The following is a 16325-nucleotide window of genomic DNA, read 5'->3' on the forward strand; positions in this document are numbered from 1 at the left end:
CTCCAGTATGTCGAATGGGTAGATTAAGCAGCATTTCTCCCGCATCAGCGGGTAACGACAGAGGGTAAGGGTATGTGTAAACGAATTGATGGGGAGATTATCCGGGGCGTCATTAACGACCCTCGACTCTTCTCAGGAATCGAACGTGTCAGAAGCGGCAGAGTTCAGATGTTTGGAAAGCGGATTGTCCAGGGTGGAAAGTGCATCCAGGAATGCGACTTTGAAATCACGCCACCAGAAAGGAGTTGGTACTCAAAGGAAATTGATGGGGTTTGGCATTGGGTTGAGGGTTGTGATCATTGCAATGGCTCACCTATTAAATGGGCCTATGTTCGCTGTGACAAGCATGATGTCTGCGTTGATTGCGGTGTAGATAGAGAGCGTGCAGCTAAATCTCCAGGCATTGATGGAATTGGTGCTGTTTGGGGTTGCAGTGACGGATGGCGTTGCAATGACTGTCAGGAACAAATTAACAAAAAGCGTCTTGCAGAAGCAGAGGCGCGGATCGTTCCTGATGATGAATATGATGAGATGGATTTTTGGCACGAAGATGAGGCTCGCTGCCCATGGTGTAAGGCTGAAATTTCCACCGATGAATCATACGACGCCTGCCAAGAAGAGCATCAATGCCATGAGTGCGAGCGCCACTTCAAACTGACGGCTGAGCACTCCGTGACCTGGACAACAATTCGAGCAATCAAAGCCGCCTAACCAGCGGCTTTTTTCATACCTCAGTCGCTTCACCGAGGCGGCTTAGTTATGACAACCGGCGGCCATCCACCGCCCATTAGCGCAGAAGTCTTTTAACGTTCAGCGGCCCGGCTTAAGGGCGGAGATGATTATGAGCAAAGAAAATCATGGCGGACCAGCTTTTCCACACATAAGAAAGCCGGTAGCCACAGGCGTGGAAGAGGTTATTACCAATGGTGGTATGTCGCTACGCGACTACTTCGCGGCTAAGGCTATGGCATCCATTGTGCGTAGATGGGACGGGCATTCATTTGGTGTAGGCCCGGAATCACTACAATACAAAGAATTAGCCGAAGATGCGTATTACATTGCAGACGCGATGCTCCACGCTCGGGAGGCATCATGACAGTCACCCACAACGGTAAGCAGTACACAGCCAAAAAGCTCAACGATAACGAGTGGCAACTGACATCGATATCGGCACCGCGCGACAAGCTGACTCTTAACCGCTGGCAGATGCATATCGCTGGCCTCCTGGAACAGGTTGAGGTGAAGGTATGATCAATCACTACGGCACCACCCCGCTCATTCGCCAGTGCGTCACGCCCGGCATGATGGCATTGCATGAAGGCCGCACCTATCGCGTCTCAGCAGTCATTCAGGAGCGCAAATGGGTTTACCTGCACACCGATGCAGAAATCATCCGCCTCAGTGACTGCGTGATTGACGTTCTTCTGGACGGTCACGGAAACCCTATCCAGCACTAACCACCCTATTCAACCGATCGGCCTGGCATTACGCGGGCGGGATCTGCACATCCAAATTTCAGGAGTTCAGCCATGAACGCATATCTCACTTACGACCGAATCGAAGATCGGCGCTGGGTGGAGCAGCAGCTCACCGACGAGAAAGAGAAGTGGATCGACGACCGGGCGCAGAAAATCATCGACATGATGCCAAAAGAGCCGTCCGGCCTCTTCCACTTCACGGTTCCGATTGACTCCAGCCCATACGAAGGACTTCGCAGCGATAGAGCCGGCGAGGCCTACAACGATTTCATTTCGGCAGTTGCTTACGCCCAGGCGGAATACGACTGGGAACACCGTACCGGCTGCCCGTTTTAAGGAGAGAGTTAATGGCCCGCAGAAATTTACTCCACAAATCGAAATTAGCCGACTTTAAGGAGTGGCTCTCGATGAACGGAATTCAGTGGAGAGATGGGAAAGGTAGTTACCAGGTGATCCAGGTGAATACGGGATGCGGTTGGACACCGATTTATGACAGCAGCAAAGAGCGACGCGAGCATTTCACTATTCAGGATGCTCTCAGGCCTTTGGTAAACAGATTCATCAGAGAGGCTGCAAAATGACAGATTCAAAAACACATTACCGCAAGGCATTTGACTCCCCTTACCTGAGCAGCGCCGACATCGTTGAGCCAACCGTGCTGACGATCGCCCGGGCAACGTTAGAAAACGACAAAACAAAAAAATCCAAAGACGTTTTTAACACTGCTTATTTTGAAGAGCGCGAGCTGCGCCCTGGCGAAAAGCTTAAGCCGATGATTCTGAATGCCACGAACAGCAAGATGCTGAAAAGCATTACCGGATCCCCCTTCCTTGAGGATTGGGTTGGCGTGAAGGTCACTGTTTACGTCGATAAAAATGTCCGGTTCGGAAAGGAATCGGTTGAAGGCCTCCGCTTAAGCCCGGCACGCGTTACAAAGCCGGTGCTTTCACCGGAAAAAACGCAGGCATGGAATAACGCTAAGGCCGCCTTCAAGCGCGATGGCAACCTTGATGCAGTGCTGGCGAGAATGGACATTTCTCCAGAACATCGCCGCCAGCTTGAGCAGGAGTGTTCATCATGATCTGGCACGACGTCGAGCAAAACGGTGAAGAGTGGGATGCTCTTCGCCTGGGTAAGGCCACCGCTTCAAACTTCGGACTGATTATGGCTAACGATGGAAAGGCGTTTGGTGAGCCAGCCAAGCGTTATGCCCTTCAGTTGGCTCTTGAGCAGATTAAGGGATGCAAGTCTGAGTTCGGCTTCTCAAACGAACACATGGAACGCGGGCACGAACAGGAGCCCATTGCCCGCATGCTCTACGAAGAGATGAACTTCGTCGATGTGGATAACGGCGGGTTCTTTGATCACGAAACTTACGGCGACAGCCCCGACGGCCTCGTTGGCCAGGACGGGCTCGTTGAGATTAAGTCGGTCATTGCCGCCACTCACTACTCCACCCTCACCCGCGGCTCCTTCGATCCGGCATACAGATGGCAACTGGTCGGTCACCTTGATTGCTCTGGCAGGGATTGGGTGGACTTCATCAGTTACTGCTCTGATTTCCCGGACGGTAAACAGCTCATTGTCTATCGCCTTACAGCTGCCGAATGTGAAACAGAAATAGCCCGGCTACAAGCGCGCCGAAAAGACTTCCTCGAACTTGTTGCGGACACGAAGCGCCGCATTCTGGAGCTCGAATGAAACGCACACCCTTCTACCGCAGGCCAGGGCGAACCGGGCAATTCTCTGGCCTCCGTGAGCGCGTTATCTGGATGATTCAGACGCGCGGCCGCCCGGTAACCAGCAGCGAAATCGCCGAGAAGTTTGGCGTAACGCTCATCGAGTTTAACCGGGTTGCCAACGGCATTACCCGCGGCTCCGGACAGATAGCTCAGATCGTTGAGTCTGAGAAATGGCTCAACGAGGACGGCATCTGCGACCGCGCTTTCGACCTCGTTACGAAGCCGAAAGTTGTTACGCCGCAGGGTAAATCGCGGCTGTTCACCCGGCGCGCCATAGAGCAGTCACGGGAAGGCCGACGGCAGGAGTGCATTGAACGTGCCGCCCGGCGTCGCCGCCTCATTGCTCAGGGCCTCTACATCGACGAAATGGAGTCAGTGCTATGAAAGCGTGGTCTCTCGAAGAGCTGGCGCTGCTGTGGCGACACTCAAACGCTAAAGTCGCTGAGATTACCGGCCGCTGCATTGAAGAGGTAGGAGATAAGCGGCTGCAAACCAATATTGAGCGTAATGGCTGGGATGTTAACGATCCGGAGCGGGAGGATGCATGACCGATTACACCGGAAGTAATACGCCAGCGGATCAGCGCGATCTCTGGCGCACTCCACCAGCCCTTTTCGCTTCTCTTGATGCTGAATTTTGCTTTCAACTTGATGCCGCAGCAGCGCCGCATAACGCGCTATGCCGTAAGTTCATCACCGCCGAGCAGAACACGCTGCAAACGCCCTGGGCTGATTACCTGAATGTTCCTGGCTACGTCTGGCTGAACCCGCCATACAGCGACATCACACCGTTCGTTAAGAAGGCCGCTACCGAAAGCGCAAATCAGATCGGCACGGTCATGCTGGTTCCGGCAGACACTTCGGTTGGCTGGTTCAAAGAAGCGATCCAGACCGCAAGCGAGGTTCGCTTCATCACCGCCGGGCGGCTGGCATTTATCAACCCGGTCTCCGGCAAGCCGGTAAGCGGCAACAATAAAGGGTCGATGCTCATCATCTGGCGACCGTACCCGCGTACACATTGCCACTTCGCAACTGTGGGCCGGGACGAGCTTATGGCTTTCGGGGCGAAACTTCTCGCCCGACGGGAGGCCGCATGACACCAGAAACAGACAACGCCATCCGCGCCGCCTTCCGCCGCTGCACAGAAGAAATCCAGCAGGCCATGCGCAAGAAACCAAAGCCTAACTGGAACGAAACGGTGCCTCCCATCATCAACAAGCATCACAAGAAAATTGAAGCTCTTGGAGTTAGCCTCCTGGAGTTCGTCGTATACACAGGGCGGCTTAATCGCCGCTTCGGAGTTGAATCGTGAAAAGATTTCTTTTTACCACTGAGGTCAAGAGAGCAGAAGGTTCGCAGACCTTCAGAGTGGATGCTGAAAGTCTGGAAGAAGCCATGGAGATTCTTGAAAGTGGCGGAGGGGATATTTACGAACACGAAGTTGAGGTTGTCGATATAGGCGAGTTTAAGTTCGATCGCGAAACTGACCTTACTGACTTCGGTGATTTTCCTGAAGGCGGTGCAGCATGAAGGCACTAATCACCCAGGAGCTTAAGGCTCCTTTTTTATTGCTGGCGTTCACATTCAACCGAATTAACCGACAGTTCCGGGAGCATTGACCATGGCCGATATCATCGATACCGCAGCAGAGATTGAAGAGCTTCAGCGTAACGCTGCCCTTTCCGCCCACCGGATCAACCGTAACGCCGTATCAGCTGAGCGTTGTGAAGAATGCGACGAACCAATTCCCGAGCCGCGGCGCGCTGCCGTTCCCGGCTGCCAGACGTGTGCGGAGTGCCAGGAAGAGAAAGAATTCAAGTCAAAAATTTATAGGTGAAGTAATATGCAAATTGTTTTGGTTAAGGGGTTAATCACAATCATAAGGATACGCTCATGAATGGAACCGAGTTCGAATATTACGACCTAGCTTCAAAAATAATCATTGGGCTGGTAACCGGTATTGCAGCTGCATTCTTAACCGCTAAATTTGCTCTTAACAGATTTTACAAGGAAAAGTGGTGGGAAAAACGCCTGGCCTCATTCACTGATGTAATCGATAAAGCATATAGAGTCAAAATGACTGACTGCTATTTTCTCAATCTAGAATTAAGCCTCATGCAGGAACAGGATGATACTTTTAACAGGCATCCTCCTGAACAGGAAAAATTACTCACGGATCTTTATTGGGAGGATATACAGGAACTTGAGCGCATAGCTCAACTTTCTGATTTTACACTAACCCCGAAGGCCTCTAAGTTATTGAATGATTTCGTCAAAAAGAGAGCCGTTACTCGCTCAGACTTTAGGGATGATGCCATCAATTCCCTTGATGGCGCTGAAAAAGATCTTGAGGCATCAGAAAAATTACTGGATGGGCTTGTGCAGGAAGCTAAAAGAGCACTGAAAATAAAGTAATTTTGACTCTACTCAGCACTAAATCTAACCGCCTCCGGGCGGTTTTTTATTGCATCAGAGTAGCCTATAGCCCCGCGAGCGGCATGAGGAGAGATTATGAAGGAATTACGTTTTTATGGCGCAAGTGACGACCTTTTCGAGTGCGAAGGTGCCATTCGAGAGGAGATCGGCTGTTACAGCCACCCAGGAATTTATCACCTGAAATCAGCTGAAGGCGAAATGCAAGTCATCGCCACTTACACCGATAGCGGCTGTTGGTCCATCGGCATCTGTCAGATTGATGAAGATGTGCCAATCCCACAATGGGAATCATCGTTCAGCACTCACGAGAAGGGATATAGCGTTGTCCTTACTATTCAGGTCCCAGATGACACCGTTCTGGTGCAGGAAGACGAATGACGCAACTGATAGCCAGTTATGAGCTGGCTATTGGGTGCGAAAGCACTGCCTCACATCCCTTGATGTTATTGCCGCCTACGGGCGGCTTCTTTTTGCCTGGAGAAAACCATGAGCGACATTATTCAGTTGGTACCGAATAAATGGGTCACAGAGGAACTTTTAACTGCGACAACCGGCATGTCAAAGCACATGATTCAGCATGCTCGCCGGTCTACCTGGATGGAGGGAAAGCATTATCGCCATGTTGCCCCTGATATGGCACCTAAGCAAAACAGCCCAATCATGTATAACCGCGATGAGATAAACCACTGGATCGAGCACCAAAGCCCAGCGAAACGCCGGAGAATATCTGCTTAAATGTCCTTTGGCACATCAAACGAGGAATGATTATGGCAGCATACCCAACAGGCGTAGAGGTTCATGGCGAATCGTTACGCATATGGTTCATATATCAGGGGAAGCGTGTCAGGGAAAATCTCGGCGTTCCTGACACGCCAAAAAACAGGAAAATGGCAGGCGAACTTCGGGCTTCAGTCTGCTTTGCGATAAAGACAGGCACATTCAATTATGCCTCGCAATTCCCTGATTCATCGAACGCAGAGAAATTCAGCACTGTCAGAAAGCAAATCTCACTACTTGAACTGAAATCGAAATGGCTTGGGCTTAAAGAGATGGAGCTTAGCCTCGGGACGTTGAGGCGTTACGATTGCCACCTCACAACCACTATCGAAACAATTGGTGAGCACAGGTATATCGGCAGCCTGAACACTGAAGATATCCTTAGTGCCAGGAAGGAGCTACTGAACGGCTGGCAGAAGACCAGACATGGCCTAAATCATCCACCCAAAAAGGGAAGAAGCGTTCCTACAGTCAATAGCTATATGGCATGCCTTGGCGGGATGCTGAGCTTTGCTTTCAAAAGTGGCTACCTGAAAACCGATCTGATGGCAGGTATTACCCCTCTCGCAAAAGAAAGACCCATTCCAGATCCTCTTACTTCTGATGAGTATCAGAGAGTGGTTGCGGCCTGCCCAACGCTACAGTTTCAGAATATGGTTATCTTTGCGGTAAATACAGGCGTCAGGCATGGCGAACTAAGCGCGTTATCCTGGGAGGATGTGGATACTGTCAACTGGACTGTTACAGTGTCACGTAACTATTCCCTGAAGGGAAACTTCACCCTGCCAAAAACCAACGCCGGGATTCGAACAATACAGCTGACCCAGCCAGCAATTGATGCACTCAAGGCGCAAATGCCACTGACCAGAATGATGGCATCCCACAAGGTAAGCGTCAGCCTACGGGAATACAAAAAAAAGAGAACCGATGAATGCACCTTTATATTCTCGCCGTCCATTACTTCAATGAACGGTAAGAAGACGATGTGCTACGTCCCCGGATCCATTAATTCAGCCTGGCGCACTGCCCTGCGTCGTGCAGGCGTCCGACAAAGACGGTCTTATGAAACCAGGAACACATATGCGTGCTGGGCACTGGTCGCCGGAACGAACCCAAATTTCGTTGCGCACCAGATGGGCCATTCGTCAGCGCAAATGCTATTCACGGTTTACGGTAAATGGATGACCGAGAATAACCATGACCAGGTGGGCATTTTGAACGCATCATTTACTCAAAATGCCCCACTGATGCCCCATAGAAAAACCGCATAACCTTAACTATCTGATTTAACATATTAATATCACTTCAATCATGATTCATCTGGATGAGCAAGGTCGGATCGTTTGCCTTTAGCTTCCTGCCGGTAATGTTCTGTATCGCCATTCCTCTGGGTCTGGCGCGCGAAAACAAAGGCGTGGCGGCGTTTGCGGGCTTCGTTGGCTATGCGGTCATGAACCTTGCGGTTAACTTCTGGCTGACCGCCAAAGGGATCCTGCCGACGACCGACGCGGCGGTACTGAAAGCCAATAACATTCAGAGCGTGATTGGTATTCAGTCCATCGATACCGGGATCCTTGGAGCCGTGATCGCGGGGGTGATTATCTGGATGCTGCACGAGCGCTTCCACAACATCCGCCTGCCCGATGCGCTGGCCTTCTTCGGCGGGACCCGCTTTGTGCCAATCATTACGCTGGTTGTGATGGGTCTGTTTGGTCTGATCATCCCTCTGATTTGGCCGATTTTTGCCATGGGGATCACCGGGATTGGCCGCATTATCAACGGCGCGGGTGATTTCGGCCCGATGATTTTCGGTACGGGTGAACGTCTGCTGCTACCGTTTGGTTTACAGCACATCCTGGTTGCCCTGATCCGCTTTACGGAAGCAGGCGGCACCATGGACGTTTGCGGTCATTCCGTTAGCGGCGCGCTGACCATCTTCCAGGCCCAGCTGAGCTGCCCGACCACTCACGGCTTCTCTGAAAGTGCGACGCGTTTCCTTTCTCAGGGTAAAATGCCTGCCTTCCTCGGCGGCCTGCCGGGTGCTGCGCTGGCGATGTACCACTGTGCCCGTCCGGAAAATCGTCATAAAATTAAAGGCCTGCTGATCTCCGGCGTTATTGCCTGCGTGGTGGGCGGTACGACAGAACCTATCGAGTTCCTGTTCCTGTTCGTGGCACCGGTACTGTACCTCATCCACGCCGTACTGACGGGCCTGGGCTTTACCGTGATGGCTGTGCTCGGTGTGACCATCGGTAACACTAAAGTAAAATACACCTCATTAAGAATTGAGGCGTAAAAACAGCTATACCTGTCGCCCCAATGGATTACCAAGGAGGTGATGACCAATGTCTGCACATGTTACAATCTTAAGAAATACAGTACTTCCAGTGAAATTCAATACCATGAATCGTCCACGCTTATATTCATATATCCGTTACTCCAGCGAACGACAAGGTAAAGGTAGTTCGATTGAGCGTCAGAAGAGCTACATTGCTGAAATGGCAAAACAGATTGCTACTGAGTACGATCTGGAGATTTTCGAGGAATACCAAGATTTAGGGGTATCCGCGTACAAGGGTAAAAACGTTCAGGAAGGAGCTTTATCGGATTTCATAGACCAAGTTGAATCCGGTTTGATCCCAAAGGGGTCTTTCCTCTTGATTGAATCCCTTGATCGCTTCTCACGCCAGAACGCCATGCAAGCGGTTAACCTTTTCACCAGCTTATTACTTAATGGCATCACGGTAATTACCGGGATTGATAAACAGGTTTACAGACAGACTGAAGTAAACACCGAGACATTGCAGCAACTGATGTTTAGCGTGATGTTGTTCAGCCGTGCAAACGAAGAAAGTTCAACCAAATCACACCGCACCATTGCAAGTGCTCTGTCCAAGATCAGACGTCACCAGGAACGGAAACCAGGTGATCCTGTAGTCGCAATTAAAGAGTTAGGGTCGGATAAATGGTGGACAGATTCAAGTACTGGATATGTCAATCCGCATCCAGTCCTGTTCCCCATAGCAAAAAAAATTATCCAGTTAAAACAAGACGGTTGGTCAAATCGGATGATCCTTCAACATCTGAAAAACAACTACGATGGACCGGTTATTGGCAACAAAAAATCAAAAGGTATATGGAATATGCAGCATTGTTCCAGAATCCTTGAACCTGCCATTTATGGACGAAAAGTAATCACTGTAAACAATGCAGAATACGTTCTGGATGATTATTACCCTGCGATCATCAGCAAAGATGAATATGAAGCGTTAAAGCTCCAAGTTGGAAACAAAGGATTTGCCCCGAATCGCGAGAGTAATCCAGAAATACCATTACTTTCCGGTATTGGTATTTTGCACTGTGCGCACTGCTCATGTTACATGGTTAAGGCTAAATCAACCCTTAAAAACCATCCACATGCTTACCGTTACCAATGTGCATCCAGAGATTTACATCAAGATTGTAATAAGTGGGGATTCAGGGCAAGCACCCTTGAAAGGACGATTTTACAACTAATAGCCGATAGAATATTCTTACAGACGAAATATCAACCATCTGGTTTAGAAGGGAAAATAGCGGACATACAATCGCAAATTGAGAACTATGTATTGGCTATAGGTTCAGCTAAAAGCCCTGAGATCATTAATAGCCTCACTTCGCAAATTGATCAACTAGAACAAGAAAAACAAAGTCTGATAGTGGAAAAAAGACTATACGATGAATCAATCGTGCAAATGAACACTGAAGGTTGGGACAAGTTCAGGAAGTTTGACATTGATGACGCACTTAACCCTTTACGCACAAAAATAAGAGCAAACATTAAGACCGTTATTATGCGCGTAGATTGCTCCAGAATAGATAAGAAACACAACTTGTTTACCATCACATACCGCGATCAGCATAAACAGCGTATCGTTATCGAAAACAACTCAGGCTGGAAGAAGGGTAAGATTTATGTTGAAGCGCAGACTATCAACGATATTCAAATTCTTGAATCTGAAGGTTTGATACTGCATGACCATATTGACATATTGATCAACCGAGACAAGTTCATGACGGAAGCGAAAAAACGACTAGATCATCCCCGAACACTGATCGATGAACTGACGGAATAAAGGTAAGTGTTAGTGCCATTGTAAAATTGCCCCACAGAAATGTTAGCGTAATCCATCGCTATATAGCCATGAATCGCTCTGTATCTTGTCAGAGCGATTAAAGCAGACTTCAGTATAAAACCCCCGTAAAACTTGATACAGAGCGTTGTAGAGCAAGGGTTCAAAATTACATCGTATTCATTCTGTCAACGAACTGTACTTATTGCACCGCTCCTTATCGAAACACCTCTATGGTTGCCGGAAACCTCGCACAAAGTAGATTGTTATGTCTTTCAATCGCAGTATTCAAGACTAACCGCTGCCCGCCGCCCGACGTTAACACCAAGCATATGAACCATTTTAAAACCCTTTAAAAACAATACCCTTCGCATCTTCCCCCTCTTCTCCCCATGTTAATCGATCGTTTTTACAGATCAATTATACAATATTGATAGATTTCATAGATCAATGTAAGATCATGATTCTTCGGTTAGTGTTTCTCGTAAACAAGACTCACGGAATGAATACTCTGTCCACGATGGAGTGCGAAAGAAAGAAGGTATCCAGAATGACAATTCTTATTAAAACGTTAAAAATCATGGCGTCAGGTGTTGTTTTCGTTTCAGGTTTAACCACCGCCTCCAGTACCGTGTATTTCTTGCCAGAGGCAAAATCAATGGGTGTCGCCAGCAGCGACAAAAACGCACTGATGTTTCTCGGGATGGACAGGGATGTAAATCTGAAGGGAATATGCTTCGCGATGACAAAGCAATCATCATCAATCGTTCCGCTGGTAGATATCACTGCTACAACTGATAACGGCAGATTCACGATGCACGGGTTACGCCCTAATGTCAGTGATTCTAAAGAAGTCGCTTGTTCCTTCGGGTCCGAAGCTGGTGATTTCTTGACTGCCATTTCGAAGTCAACAACCGTTAACGTGAAGCTGGACTTCAATGGCGAGATCCGCAATTACAGTTTCGACACTACAGAGTTCGGAAAGGTATTGACTGCGAATGGGCAAGCCGTGGGGGAAAAAGCAGCTAAAGACTACGCTCAGGGAGTACGTGCACCCGTTTTCTATAGCAGCGGTAGCGAAGCTCCCAAAAACAATGCAGTAACCTCAAACGTCGATACACAGAGTTATAAAGCAAGCGATGAGAAACTTAATTCGGTCTGGAAAAGCCTTAGCCCTGAAACCCGAAAACGATTGCTTCCTTCTCAAAGAGAATGGATAAAGCACAAATCCGGCTGCAATAATGAACAGAAATGTCTTACCGACATGACGAACAATCGCATTCGTGAACTGGAGTCTGAATATGGAAAATAATGCACTGACTTTGGTTTTAAAAAACGATTGGGTAGCATCGTCTTCTGGTAATACCTATACCGGAAAATACACAGTTGGACGGTTTCACCTGACAGATGCGTTCATCGTTGTGTATATGAAGCTGATACATGGAATTGAAATACCCGATTTATGGGTCAGTAGCAGCTTCACTAACATACCAGATACCGATACCCGAAGGGTTATGTATATGGAAGGCTGTGATATGTTATCGAAAGATACAATGAACGAAATCCGTAATGCAGTGAAGTCCCCGCCTGAAAAGCTGAAAATATATCGTAATGGAGAGCGTATTGTTAAGATAGAAGTTATGGAGAAACAAAATGACCTCAAAATTTAAAAAGTCAACGACAATTGTTGCCTTCTTCTTCGGACTTTATATATTGAACGGAATAGCAATAACACCCAGCCAAGCCAGAACATCTGAATCAATACATTTCTCAAACGGAGGTTCAGCATCTTTACAACAAAACGAACATTCAACAAAATCATCGATAATAGATATACTTCCAAGGCTGTATACAACCGAAGAAGTTTATGCACGATTTCAGGAACATGAGTTCAGAGCAACAAATGACTTCAAAAAGTGCCGATTGATGGTTACAGGAAAAATAACAAAAATTAGCACAGCCACTTTCAGTAAAAATCCGGTAGTAACGATACATAACCCTGATTCAAGTGAAGGCTTGAAATTCTTTTTCGAAAATACGGATTATGATAACAATACTGTAGCAGCATTAAACGTGGGCGATACAGTGATTATTGCTGGATGGAATGCACGACCAGGAACATTTGGGGACATTTTTTTAGATGATTCGCAAATCATGACAAAAATGGTTTCAAAGAAGAAGAAGCAAATGCTGGCTTTAAACGGTGGAATTTATGATCGGGAGATTTGTCATAAGTGACGTCAGGCAAATGCATGGGACCATCCTCCAGATCTTGACCTGATCTTGACACGATATTTCCGGACAGCTTTTGTGTCTTAAGTTAACGCTCCCCGCAGTCGCCGGTAATCCCTCGGGGAGTGATATCCCTGAGCGCTGTGTGGGTGGTTTTCATTGTAATGTATGAATGCTGCCGCAAGGTTTCACAGTGCTGTTCTCACATCCGGCTTTAGCATGAACGCGATATAGCCTCCTTCATCGTTTTCACGAACCGTTCGGCCATGCCAATACTCTGCGTTTAATGCACGGTATAAGCAGGACCGTTATGCCTGCTCATTCTCCTATAAAGCTGTTTGGCATTTACCGATGGTAGTCCCTTTGTAAGACCTCACTTACTCAGGTTCCCACAGACGTCGATAGCCGTATCTGGGCATATCGCTAAAGATGTCGGGCATAATAATATCTGCTCTTGTTCACTTAAGTAATCAGGAAAACTTTGCTGGCTCCCCCTGCATTTCTGTGGAAAAATCGAACGTTGAACTTTCAAACAACAGAGGGATGTTTATGTCGGTTTTTCATGACTGGCTGCTCAGGATAGCTGGTGAAAATTACTTTCTCTATATCAAACGATTATCTGCTAATGATACTGGTGCAACTGGTGGACATCAGGTAGGTCTATATATATCTTCCGACATCGCTGAAAAACTGCTCCCGTCCATCAACAATACACAAGAACAGAACCCGTCTGTTTATCTAACCGCGCATGTTTCATCGCATGAATATCCGGAAAGTAAGGCCCGCGCTATCTATTACAATAATCGTTTTTTTGGCGGGACCCGGAATGAGAGAAGGATCACTCGCTGGGGAAGAGGGAGTCCCCTTCAGGATCCTGAAAACACAGGAGCCCTAACGGTTCTGGCATTTAAGCCAGATGAACATGGCGGTGATAGTTCAGAGTTGGACATATGGGTCTGTGTCAACCCTGATGAAGAGGATATTATTGAGTCCGTAATAGGTGAAATCATCCCAGGGACACTTCTATTTGGGCCGTCCAGTGAAATCCTGGGGGGGCTGTCACTACAACATGCATCAGTGAATCATAAATATAATATTCCTGACGCCTGGAAGAAGCAGTTCCCTTCAGGAAATGAAATTATTCAATATGCAGGTCTGCACTATGCAAAAAACTCTGATAACCCGGACGAACAGCTCATCGAGCGACGCCGTATAGAGTATGACATTTTTCTGTTGGTAGAAGAGTTCCACGTACTGGACATCATCCGTAATGGATTTGGCTCTGTCGATGAGTTTATTGCGCTGGCTAATTCCGTCAGTAATCGCCGAAAATCCAGAGCTGGGAAGTCACTTGAACTACATCTTGAACATCTTTTTGTTGAGCATGGTTTGCGACACTTCGCCACACAGGCAGTTACAGAGGGCAATAAAAAACCTGACTTTCTATTCCCATCAGCTGAGGCTTACCACGATATTGGATACCCCGAAGAAAATCTTCGTATGTTAGCCGTGAAGACAACATGTAAAGACCGCTGGCGTCAGATATTAAACGAGGCGGACAAAATCAGAGAGATACATCTTTTCACACTACAGGAAGGAGTTTCTCAGACTCAGCATAAAGAAATGAAGGATGCTGGAGTAAAACTGGTTGTACCATCATCATTACACAGGAAATATCCGGAAGCGGTGAGAGGTGAACTAATGACGCTAGGGGCTTTTATCGCTGAACTTACAGGGCTCTACGCAGAACTGCCATAAGAAACTCCCGGCATGTGAAAGCCGGGAGTTTCAGTTATGCCTAATCAGGCTTGGCAGAAACAGCCTTGAGAATGTAGGGCTCCAGTAGTCTGGCTACTGCTTCAAAGACAGGGACCACAACGGAGTTACCGAACTGACGATATGACTGAGTGTCAGAAACCGGAATCCGGAAAGGCTTGCCGTCTGGCGTTTCAAAGCCCATGAGGCGTGCGCACTCGCGGGGGGTCAGTCTACGTGGGCGGCGAGCTTGGTTTTCAGGATTCGCAAAATCGACTTCACCTGCAGCCATATCCCAGCCACGGTCTATCAGAATCTCGGAGCCATCTTTATGATAACGGGCAGAAAGTGTGCGGGCCACGCTTTCTTTATCTTCAGGGTTAACGAGACCAAAACCAAAACCGTTCCCCTTAGCGGCATGCTTTTTAGCATAGTTGTAAAGGTACTCCCAGAGTTTAGGCGTCAGTATATATTTGCTATCAACCACTGGTTCCAGTAGCTCACCAAATGCTGGACGTCGTTCGGGATAAAATCGACTGACGTCGCGAAGGGTGAAGCCATTGTGAATATTCAGGTCGCGACGGAAACCCACCAGAACGATACGTTCACGATGCTGAGGAAGAAAATGCTTACCATCGATGACTTTAGGATCGCTTTTCCCCATCTCATTCGCATCGGCAACTTCATAGCCCAACTCGTCAAGTGTCTCCATGATGACCTTAAAAGTATTACCTTTGTCATGGCTTTTCAGGTTTTTGACGTTCTCAAGCACAAAAATGGCTGGTTTTTTTGCCCGGATAATACGTGCCACATCAAAGAAAAGAGTTCCTTGTGCTTCACACTCAAAACCATGCGCGCGACCCAGCGAATTTTTCTTACTCACTCCCGCAAGGCTAAATGGCTGGCAGGGGAAGCCAGCCAAAAGCACGTCATGGTCTGGAACATGTTCGTCGATATAAGCATAAGCATCTGTCTCTGATACCTCAGGCTTGTCACTAAGGGTGACTTCTCGGATATCGAGATTAAATGTATGCGCTTGCTCGTCATTAAACCAGTTAGCTTTATAGGTGCGTACCGCTTGTTTATTCCATTCGCTTGTAAAGACACACTGGCCCCCGATCGCTTCAAATCCCTTACGAATTCCGCCAATCCCGGCAAACAGGTCAACGAAACGAAACGCGTACTCTGGATGATTTGCTGGTGGTTCCGGAAGCATTTTTCGAAGAAGCGCCTCCTCGGCTGAAATCAGTGACCTGGGGGAGCATTTATCATTGATCCAGCGGTTAAGTGTCTCCCGGCTCCATTCGTTTTTACCAACTTTTCTTAAGAGCTCTGCAACATACTTCTGATCATAGATTTCCAATACCTGCTCAATTAGTTTTCTATCATTTTCCTGTCGCTGCTTTTCTTCTATTTCCACTTTTTCAAGCAGATCCTGCGCCAGTAATTCAAATTCAGACATATCGCCTCCATAGGGTCTTATTAGTGACATCCTATCACTCATTTAACCCAGATGGAAACTTTATTACTGGGTATTTAAACAGTGCTTAACATAAATCTGCCGGCTGTTGAAATCTTTCTTCAATGAAACCGCACAGACAATGAAAGTTTTCTCAGAACAACTTGGTGCTAACCAAACCAATACCGACACTAGTAAAGTGGTTTACCATTTTAATGTTAAGAGGGTATCCCCTTCCTTGTGATCTTGACCCTCCATCTCCGAACAGCTTTTGTATCTTAAGTTAACGATGTCCGCTGCCGCCGGTATTCCCTCGGGGAGTGATATCCCAGCGC

Annotated in this window: 23 protein-coding genes and 3 pseudogenes; 24 read left to right on the forward strand and 2 right to left on the reverse strand. The window is 47.8% G+C overall.

The window, feature by feature from the left end; genetic code table 11:
- Window positions 1–72: 72 nt before the first annotated feature.
- From ACOTXL_RS22555 to ACOTXL_RS22665, 23 genes and pseudogenes are all read left to right on the forward strand, one after another.
- Complete coding sequence (locus tag ACOTXL_RS22555; protein WP_127341243.1) at window positions 73–711, forward strand: hypothetical protein; 639 nt, start codon at window positions 73–75, stop codon at window positions 709–711.
- 130 nt (window positions 712–841) lie between these two features.
- Window positions 842–1096: a hypothetical protein gene (locus ACOTXL_RS22560; protein ID WP_045626128.1), complete on the forward strand. Its 255-nt coding sequence runs from the start codon at window positions 842–844 to the stop codon at window positions 1094–1096.
- Window positions 1093–1251 (forward strand): hypothetical protein, encoded by a 159-nt coding sequence (locus ACOTXL_RS22565; RefSeq protein ID WP_045626130.1) that lies wholly within the window; start codon window positions 1093–1095, stop codon window positions 1249–1251. Before ACOTXL_RS22560 ends, ACOTXL_RS22565 begins: the two co-directional genes overlap by 4 nt.
- Window positions 1248–1457, forward strand: a complete 210-nt coding sequence (locus ACOTXL_RS22570; protein WP_000607101.1) for a cell division protein FtsZ — start codon at window positions 1248–1250, stop codon at window positions 1455–1457. The genes ACOTXL_RS22565 and ACOTXL_RS22570 overlap by 4 nt, the downstream gene beginning before the upstream one ends.
- Before the next feature lie 72 nt (window positions 1458–1529).
- A complete protein-coding gene (gene gamL / locus ACOTXL_RS22575; RefSeq protein WP_045350985.1) occupies window positions 1530–1814 on the forward strand; it encodes a host nuclease inhibitor GamL in 285 nt (94 codons plus the stop codon).
- A 241-nt stretch (window positions 1815–2055) separates the two neighbouring features.
- Window positions 2056–2254, forward strand: a pseudogene (locus ACOTXL_RS22580) (hypothetical protein).
- 23 nt (window positions 2255–2277) lie between these two features.
- Window positions 2278–2559: a hypothetical protein gene (locus tag ACOTXL_RS22585; protein ID WP_162148171.1), complete on the forward strand. Its 282-nt coding sequence runs from the start codon at window positions 2278–2280 to the stop codon at window positions 2557–2559.
- The gene (locus ACOTXL_RS22590) at window positions 2556–3179 is read left to right on the forward strand and encodes a lambda exonuclease family protein (RefSeq protein ID WP_045350984.1); all 624 of its coding nucleotides are present in this window, start codon (window positions 2556–2558) and stop codon (window positions 3177–3179) included. The genes ACOTXL_RS22585 and ACOTXL_RS22590 overlap by 4 nt, the downstream gene beginning before the upstream one ends.
- A complete protein-coding gene (locus tag ACOTXL_RS22595) occupies window positions 3176–3604 on the forward strand; it encodes a hypothetical protein (RefSeq protein WP_045350983.1) in 429 nt (142 codons plus the stop codon). Before ACOTXL_RS22590 ends, ACOTXL_RS22595 begins: the two co-directional genes overlap by 4 nt.
- Window positions 3601–3768 carry a hypothetical protein gene (locus tag ACOTXL_RS22600; RefSeq protein ID WP_165592933.1) on the forward strand — a complete coding sequence of 56 codons (168 nt, stop codon included), beginning with the start codon at window positions 3601–3603 and terminating at the stop codon, window positions 3766–3768. Before ACOTXL_RS22595 ends, ACOTXL_RS22600 begins: the two co-directional genes overlap by 4 nt.
- Window positions 3765–4316 carry a phage N-6-adenine-methyltransferase gene (locus tag ACOTXL_RS22605; RefSeq protein WP_045350982.1) on the forward strand — a complete coding sequence of 184 codons (552 nt, stop codon included), beginning with the start codon at window positions 3765–3767 and terminating at the stop codon, window positions 4314–4316. The genes ACOTXL_RS22600 and ACOTXL_RS22605 overlap by 4 nt, the downstream gene beginning before the upstream one ends.
- A complete protein-coding gene (locus ACOTXL_RS22610) occupies window positions 4313–4531 on the forward strand; it encodes a hypothetical protein (RefSeq protein ID WP_045350981.1) in 219 nt (72 codons plus the stop codon). Before ACOTXL_RS22605 ends, ACOTXL_RS22610 begins: the two co-directional genes overlap by 4 nt.
- Complete coding sequence (locus ACOTXL_RS22615) at window positions 4528–4749, forward strand: hypothetical protein (protein ID WP_045332434.1); 222 nt, start codon at window positions 4528–4530, stop codon at window positions 4747–4749. The genes ACOTXL_RS22610 and ACOTXL_RS22615 overlap by 4 nt, the downstream gene beginning before the upstream one ends.
- A gap of 91 nt (window positions 4750–4840) precedes the next feature.
- Complete coding sequence (locus tag ACOTXL_RS22620) at window positions 4841–5056, forward strand: TraR/DksA family transcriptional regulator (protein WP_052686672.1); 216 nt, start codon at window positions 4841–4843, stop codon at window positions 5054–5056.
- Window positions 5057–5112: 56 nt separating this feature from the next.
- Window positions 5113–5634 carry a hypothetical protein gene (locus ACOTXL_RS22625; RefSeq protein ID WP_045350980.1) on the forward strand — a complete coding sequence of 174 codons (522 nt, stop codon included), beginning with the start codon at window positions 5113–5115 and terminating at the stop codon, window positions 5632–5634.
- A gap of 96 nt (window positions 5635–5730) precedes the next feature.
- A complete protein-coding gene (locus ACOTXL_RS22630) occupies window positions 5731–6033 on the forward strand; it encodes a hypothetical protein (RefSeq protein ID WP_045350979.1) in 303 nt (100 codons plus the stop codon).
- A 108-nt stretch (window positions 6034–6141) separates the two neighbouring features.
- Window positions 6142–6390: an excisionase family protein gene (locus ACOTXL_RS22635; protein ID WP_022650951.1), complete on the forward strand. Its 249-nt coding sequence runs from the start codon at window positions 6142–6144 to the stop codon at window positions 6388–6390.
- Window positions 6391–6422: 32 nt separating this feature from the next.
- Window positions 6423–7703, forward strand: coding sequence for a site-specific integrase (locus ACOTXL_RS22640; RefSeq protein ID WP_086532013.1), 1281 nt, complete (start codon window positions 6423–6425; stop codon window positions 7701–7703).
- A gap of 44 nt (window positions 7704–7747) precedes the next feature.
- Window positions 7748–8692: pseudogene (locus ACOTXL_RS22645) on the forward strand (maltose/glucose-specific PTS transporter subunit IIC); the annotation flags it as partial.
- Window positions 8693–8777: 85 nt separating this feature from the next.
- Window positions 8778–10547, forward strand: coding sequence for a recombinase family protein (locus ACOTXL_RS22650; protein ID WP_013096884.1), 1770 nt, complete (start codon window positions 8778–8780; stop codon window positions 10545–10547).
- 547 nt (window positions 10548–11094) lie between these two features.
- On the forward strand, window positions 11095–11856 hold the full coding sequence (locus ACOTXL_RS22655) for a lysozyme inhibitor LprI family protein (RefSeq protein ID WP_176687077.1): 762 nt from the start codon (window positions 11095–11097) through the stop codon (window positions 11854–11856).
- A complete protein-coding gene (locus ACOTXL_RS22660) occupies window positions 11846–12214 on the forward strand; it encodes a hypothetical protein (RefSeq protein ID WP_086532015.1) in 369 nt (122 codons plus the stop codon). Before ACOTXL_RS22655 ends, ACOTXL_RS22660 begins: the two co-directional genes overlap by 11 nt.
- On the forward strand, window positions 12198–12782 hold the full coding sequence (locus ACOTXL_RS22665; protein ID WP_086532016.1) for an OB-fold protein: 585 nt from the start codon (window positions 12198–12200) through the stop codon (window positions 12780–12782). The genes ACOTXL_RS22660 and ACOTXL_RS22665 overlap by 17 nt, the downstream gene beginning before the upstream one ends.
- A gap of 77 nt (window positions 12783–12859) precedes the next feature.
- Here ACOTXL_RS22665 and ACOTXL_RS22670 read toward each other — a convergent pair.
- A pseudogene (locus tag ACOTXL_RS22670) lies at window positions 12860–13056 on the reverse strand (integrase core domain-containing protein); the annotation flags it as partial.
- Between the two features lie 269 nt (window positions 13057–13325).
- Here ACOTXL_RS22670 and ACOTXL_RS22675 point away from each other — a divergent pair.
- Window positions 13326–14534, forward strand: coding sequence for a type II restriction endonuclease (locus tag ACOTXL_RS22675; RefSeq protein ID WP_045339452.1), 1209 nt, complete (start codon window positions 13326–13328; stop codon window positions 14532–14534).
- Window positions 14535–14574: 40 nt separating this feature from the next.
- Here the strand turns inward: ACOTXL_RS22675 and ACOTXL_RS22680 are convergent, their stop codons facing one another.
- Window positions 14575–15993 (reverse strand): DNA cytosine methyltransferase, encoded by a 1419-nt coding sequence (locus tag ACOTXL_RS22680; RefSeq protein WP_050863415.1) that lies wholly within the window; start codon window positions 15991–15993, stop codon window positions 14575–14577.
- Window positions 15994–16325 lie beyond the last annotated feature (332 nt).

Origin of the sequence: Enterobacter cloacae complex sp. IR5402 (assembly GCF_049238125.1) — a bacterium.
Lineage (GTDB): Bacteria > Pseudomonadota > Gammaproteobacteria > Enterobacterales > Enterobacteriaceae > Enterobacter > Enterobacter hormaechei_C.

Bases quoted from the DNA above. Each gene is read 5' to 3' on its own strand.
- ACOTXL_RS22555 (WP_127341243.1), top strand. From the start codon at position 73: ATGTGTAAACGAATTGATGGGGAGATTATCCGGGGCGTCATTAACGAC.
- ACOTXL_RS22560 (WP_045626128.1), top strand. From the start codon at position 842: ATGAGCAAAGAAAATCATGGCGGACCAGCTTTTCCACACATAAGAAAG.
- ACOTXL_RS22565 (WP_045626130.1), top strand. From the start codon at position 1,093: ATGACAGTCACCCACAACGGTAAGCAGTACACAGCCAAAAAGCTCAAC.
- ACOTXL_RS22570 (WP_000607101.1), top strand. From the start codon at position 1,248: ATGATCAATCACTACGGCACCACCCCGCTCATTCGCCAGTGCGTCACG.
- gamL (WP_045350985.1), top strand. From the start codon at position 1,530: ATGAACGCATATCTCACTTACGACCGAATCGAAGATCGGCGCTGGGTG.
- ACOTXL_RS22585 (WP_162148171.1), top strand. From the start codon at position 2,278: ATGCTGAAAAGCATTACCGGATCCCCCTTCCTTGAGGATTGGGTTGGC.
- ACOTXL_RS22590 (WP_045350984.1), top strand. From the start codon at position 2,556: ATGATCTGGCACGACGTCGAGCAAAACGGTGAAGAGTGGGATGCTCTT.
- ACOTXL_RS22595 (WP_045350983.1), top strand. From the start codon at position 3,176: ATGAAACGCACACCCTTCTACCGCAGGCCAGGGCGAACCGGGCAATTC.
- ACOTXL_RS22600 (WP_165592933.1), top strand. From the start codon at position 3,601: ATGAAAGCGTGGTCTCTCGAAGAGCTGGCGCTGCTGTGGCGACACTCA.
- ACOTXL_RS22605 (WP_045350982.1), top strand. From the start codon at position 3,765: ATGACCGATTACACCGGAAGTAATACGCCAGCGGATCAGCGCGATCTC.
- ACOTXL_RS22610 (WP_045350981.1), top strand. From the start codon at position 4,313: ATGACACCAGAAACAGACAACGCCATCCGCGCCGCCTTCCGCCGCTGC.
- ACOTXL_RS22620 (WP_052686672.1), top strand. From the start codon at position 4,841: ATGGCCGATATCATCGATACCGCAGCAGAGATTGAAGAGCTTCAGCGT.
- ACOTXL_RS22625 (WP_045350980.1), top strand. From the start codon at position 5,113: ATGAATGGAACCGAGTTCGAATATTACGACCTAGCTTCAAAAATAATC.
- ACOTXL_RS22630 (WP_045350979.1), top strand. From the start codon at position 5,731: ATGAAGGAATTACGTTTTTATGGCGCAAGTGACGACCTTTTCGAGTGC.
- ACOTXL_RS22635 (WP_022650951.1), top strand. From the start codon at position 6,142: ATGAGCGACATTATTCAGTTGGTACCGAATAAATGGGTCACAGAGGAA.
- ACOTXL_RS22640 (WP_086532013.1), top strand. From the start codon at position 6,423: ATGGCAGCATACCCAACAGGCGTAGAGGTTCATGGCGAATCGTTACGC.
- ACOTXL_RS22650 (WP_013096884.1), top strand. From the start codon at position 8,778: ATGTCTGCACATGTTACAATCTTAAGAAATACAGTACTTCCAGTGAAA.
- ACOTXL_RS22655 (WP_176687077.1), top strand. From the start codon at position 11,095: ATGACAATTCTTATTAAAACGTTAAAAATCATGGCGTCAGGTGTTGTT.
- ACOTXL_RS22660 (WP_086532015.1), top strand. From the start codon at position 11,846: ATGGAAAATAATGCACTGACTTTGGTTTTAAAAAACGATTGGGTAGCA.
- ACOTXL_RS22665 (WP_086532016.1), top strand. From the start codon at position 12,198: ATGACCTCAAAATTTAAAAAGTCAACGACAATTGTTGCCTTCTTCTTC.
- ACOTXL_RS22675 (WP_045339452.1), top strand. From the start codon at position 13,326: ATGTCGGTTTTTCATGACTGGCTGCTCAGGATAGCTGGTGAAAATTAC.
- ACOTXL_RS22680 (WP_050863415.1), bottom strand. From the start codon at position 15,993: ATGTCTGAATTTGAATTACTGGCGCAGGATCTGCTTGAAAAAGTGGAA.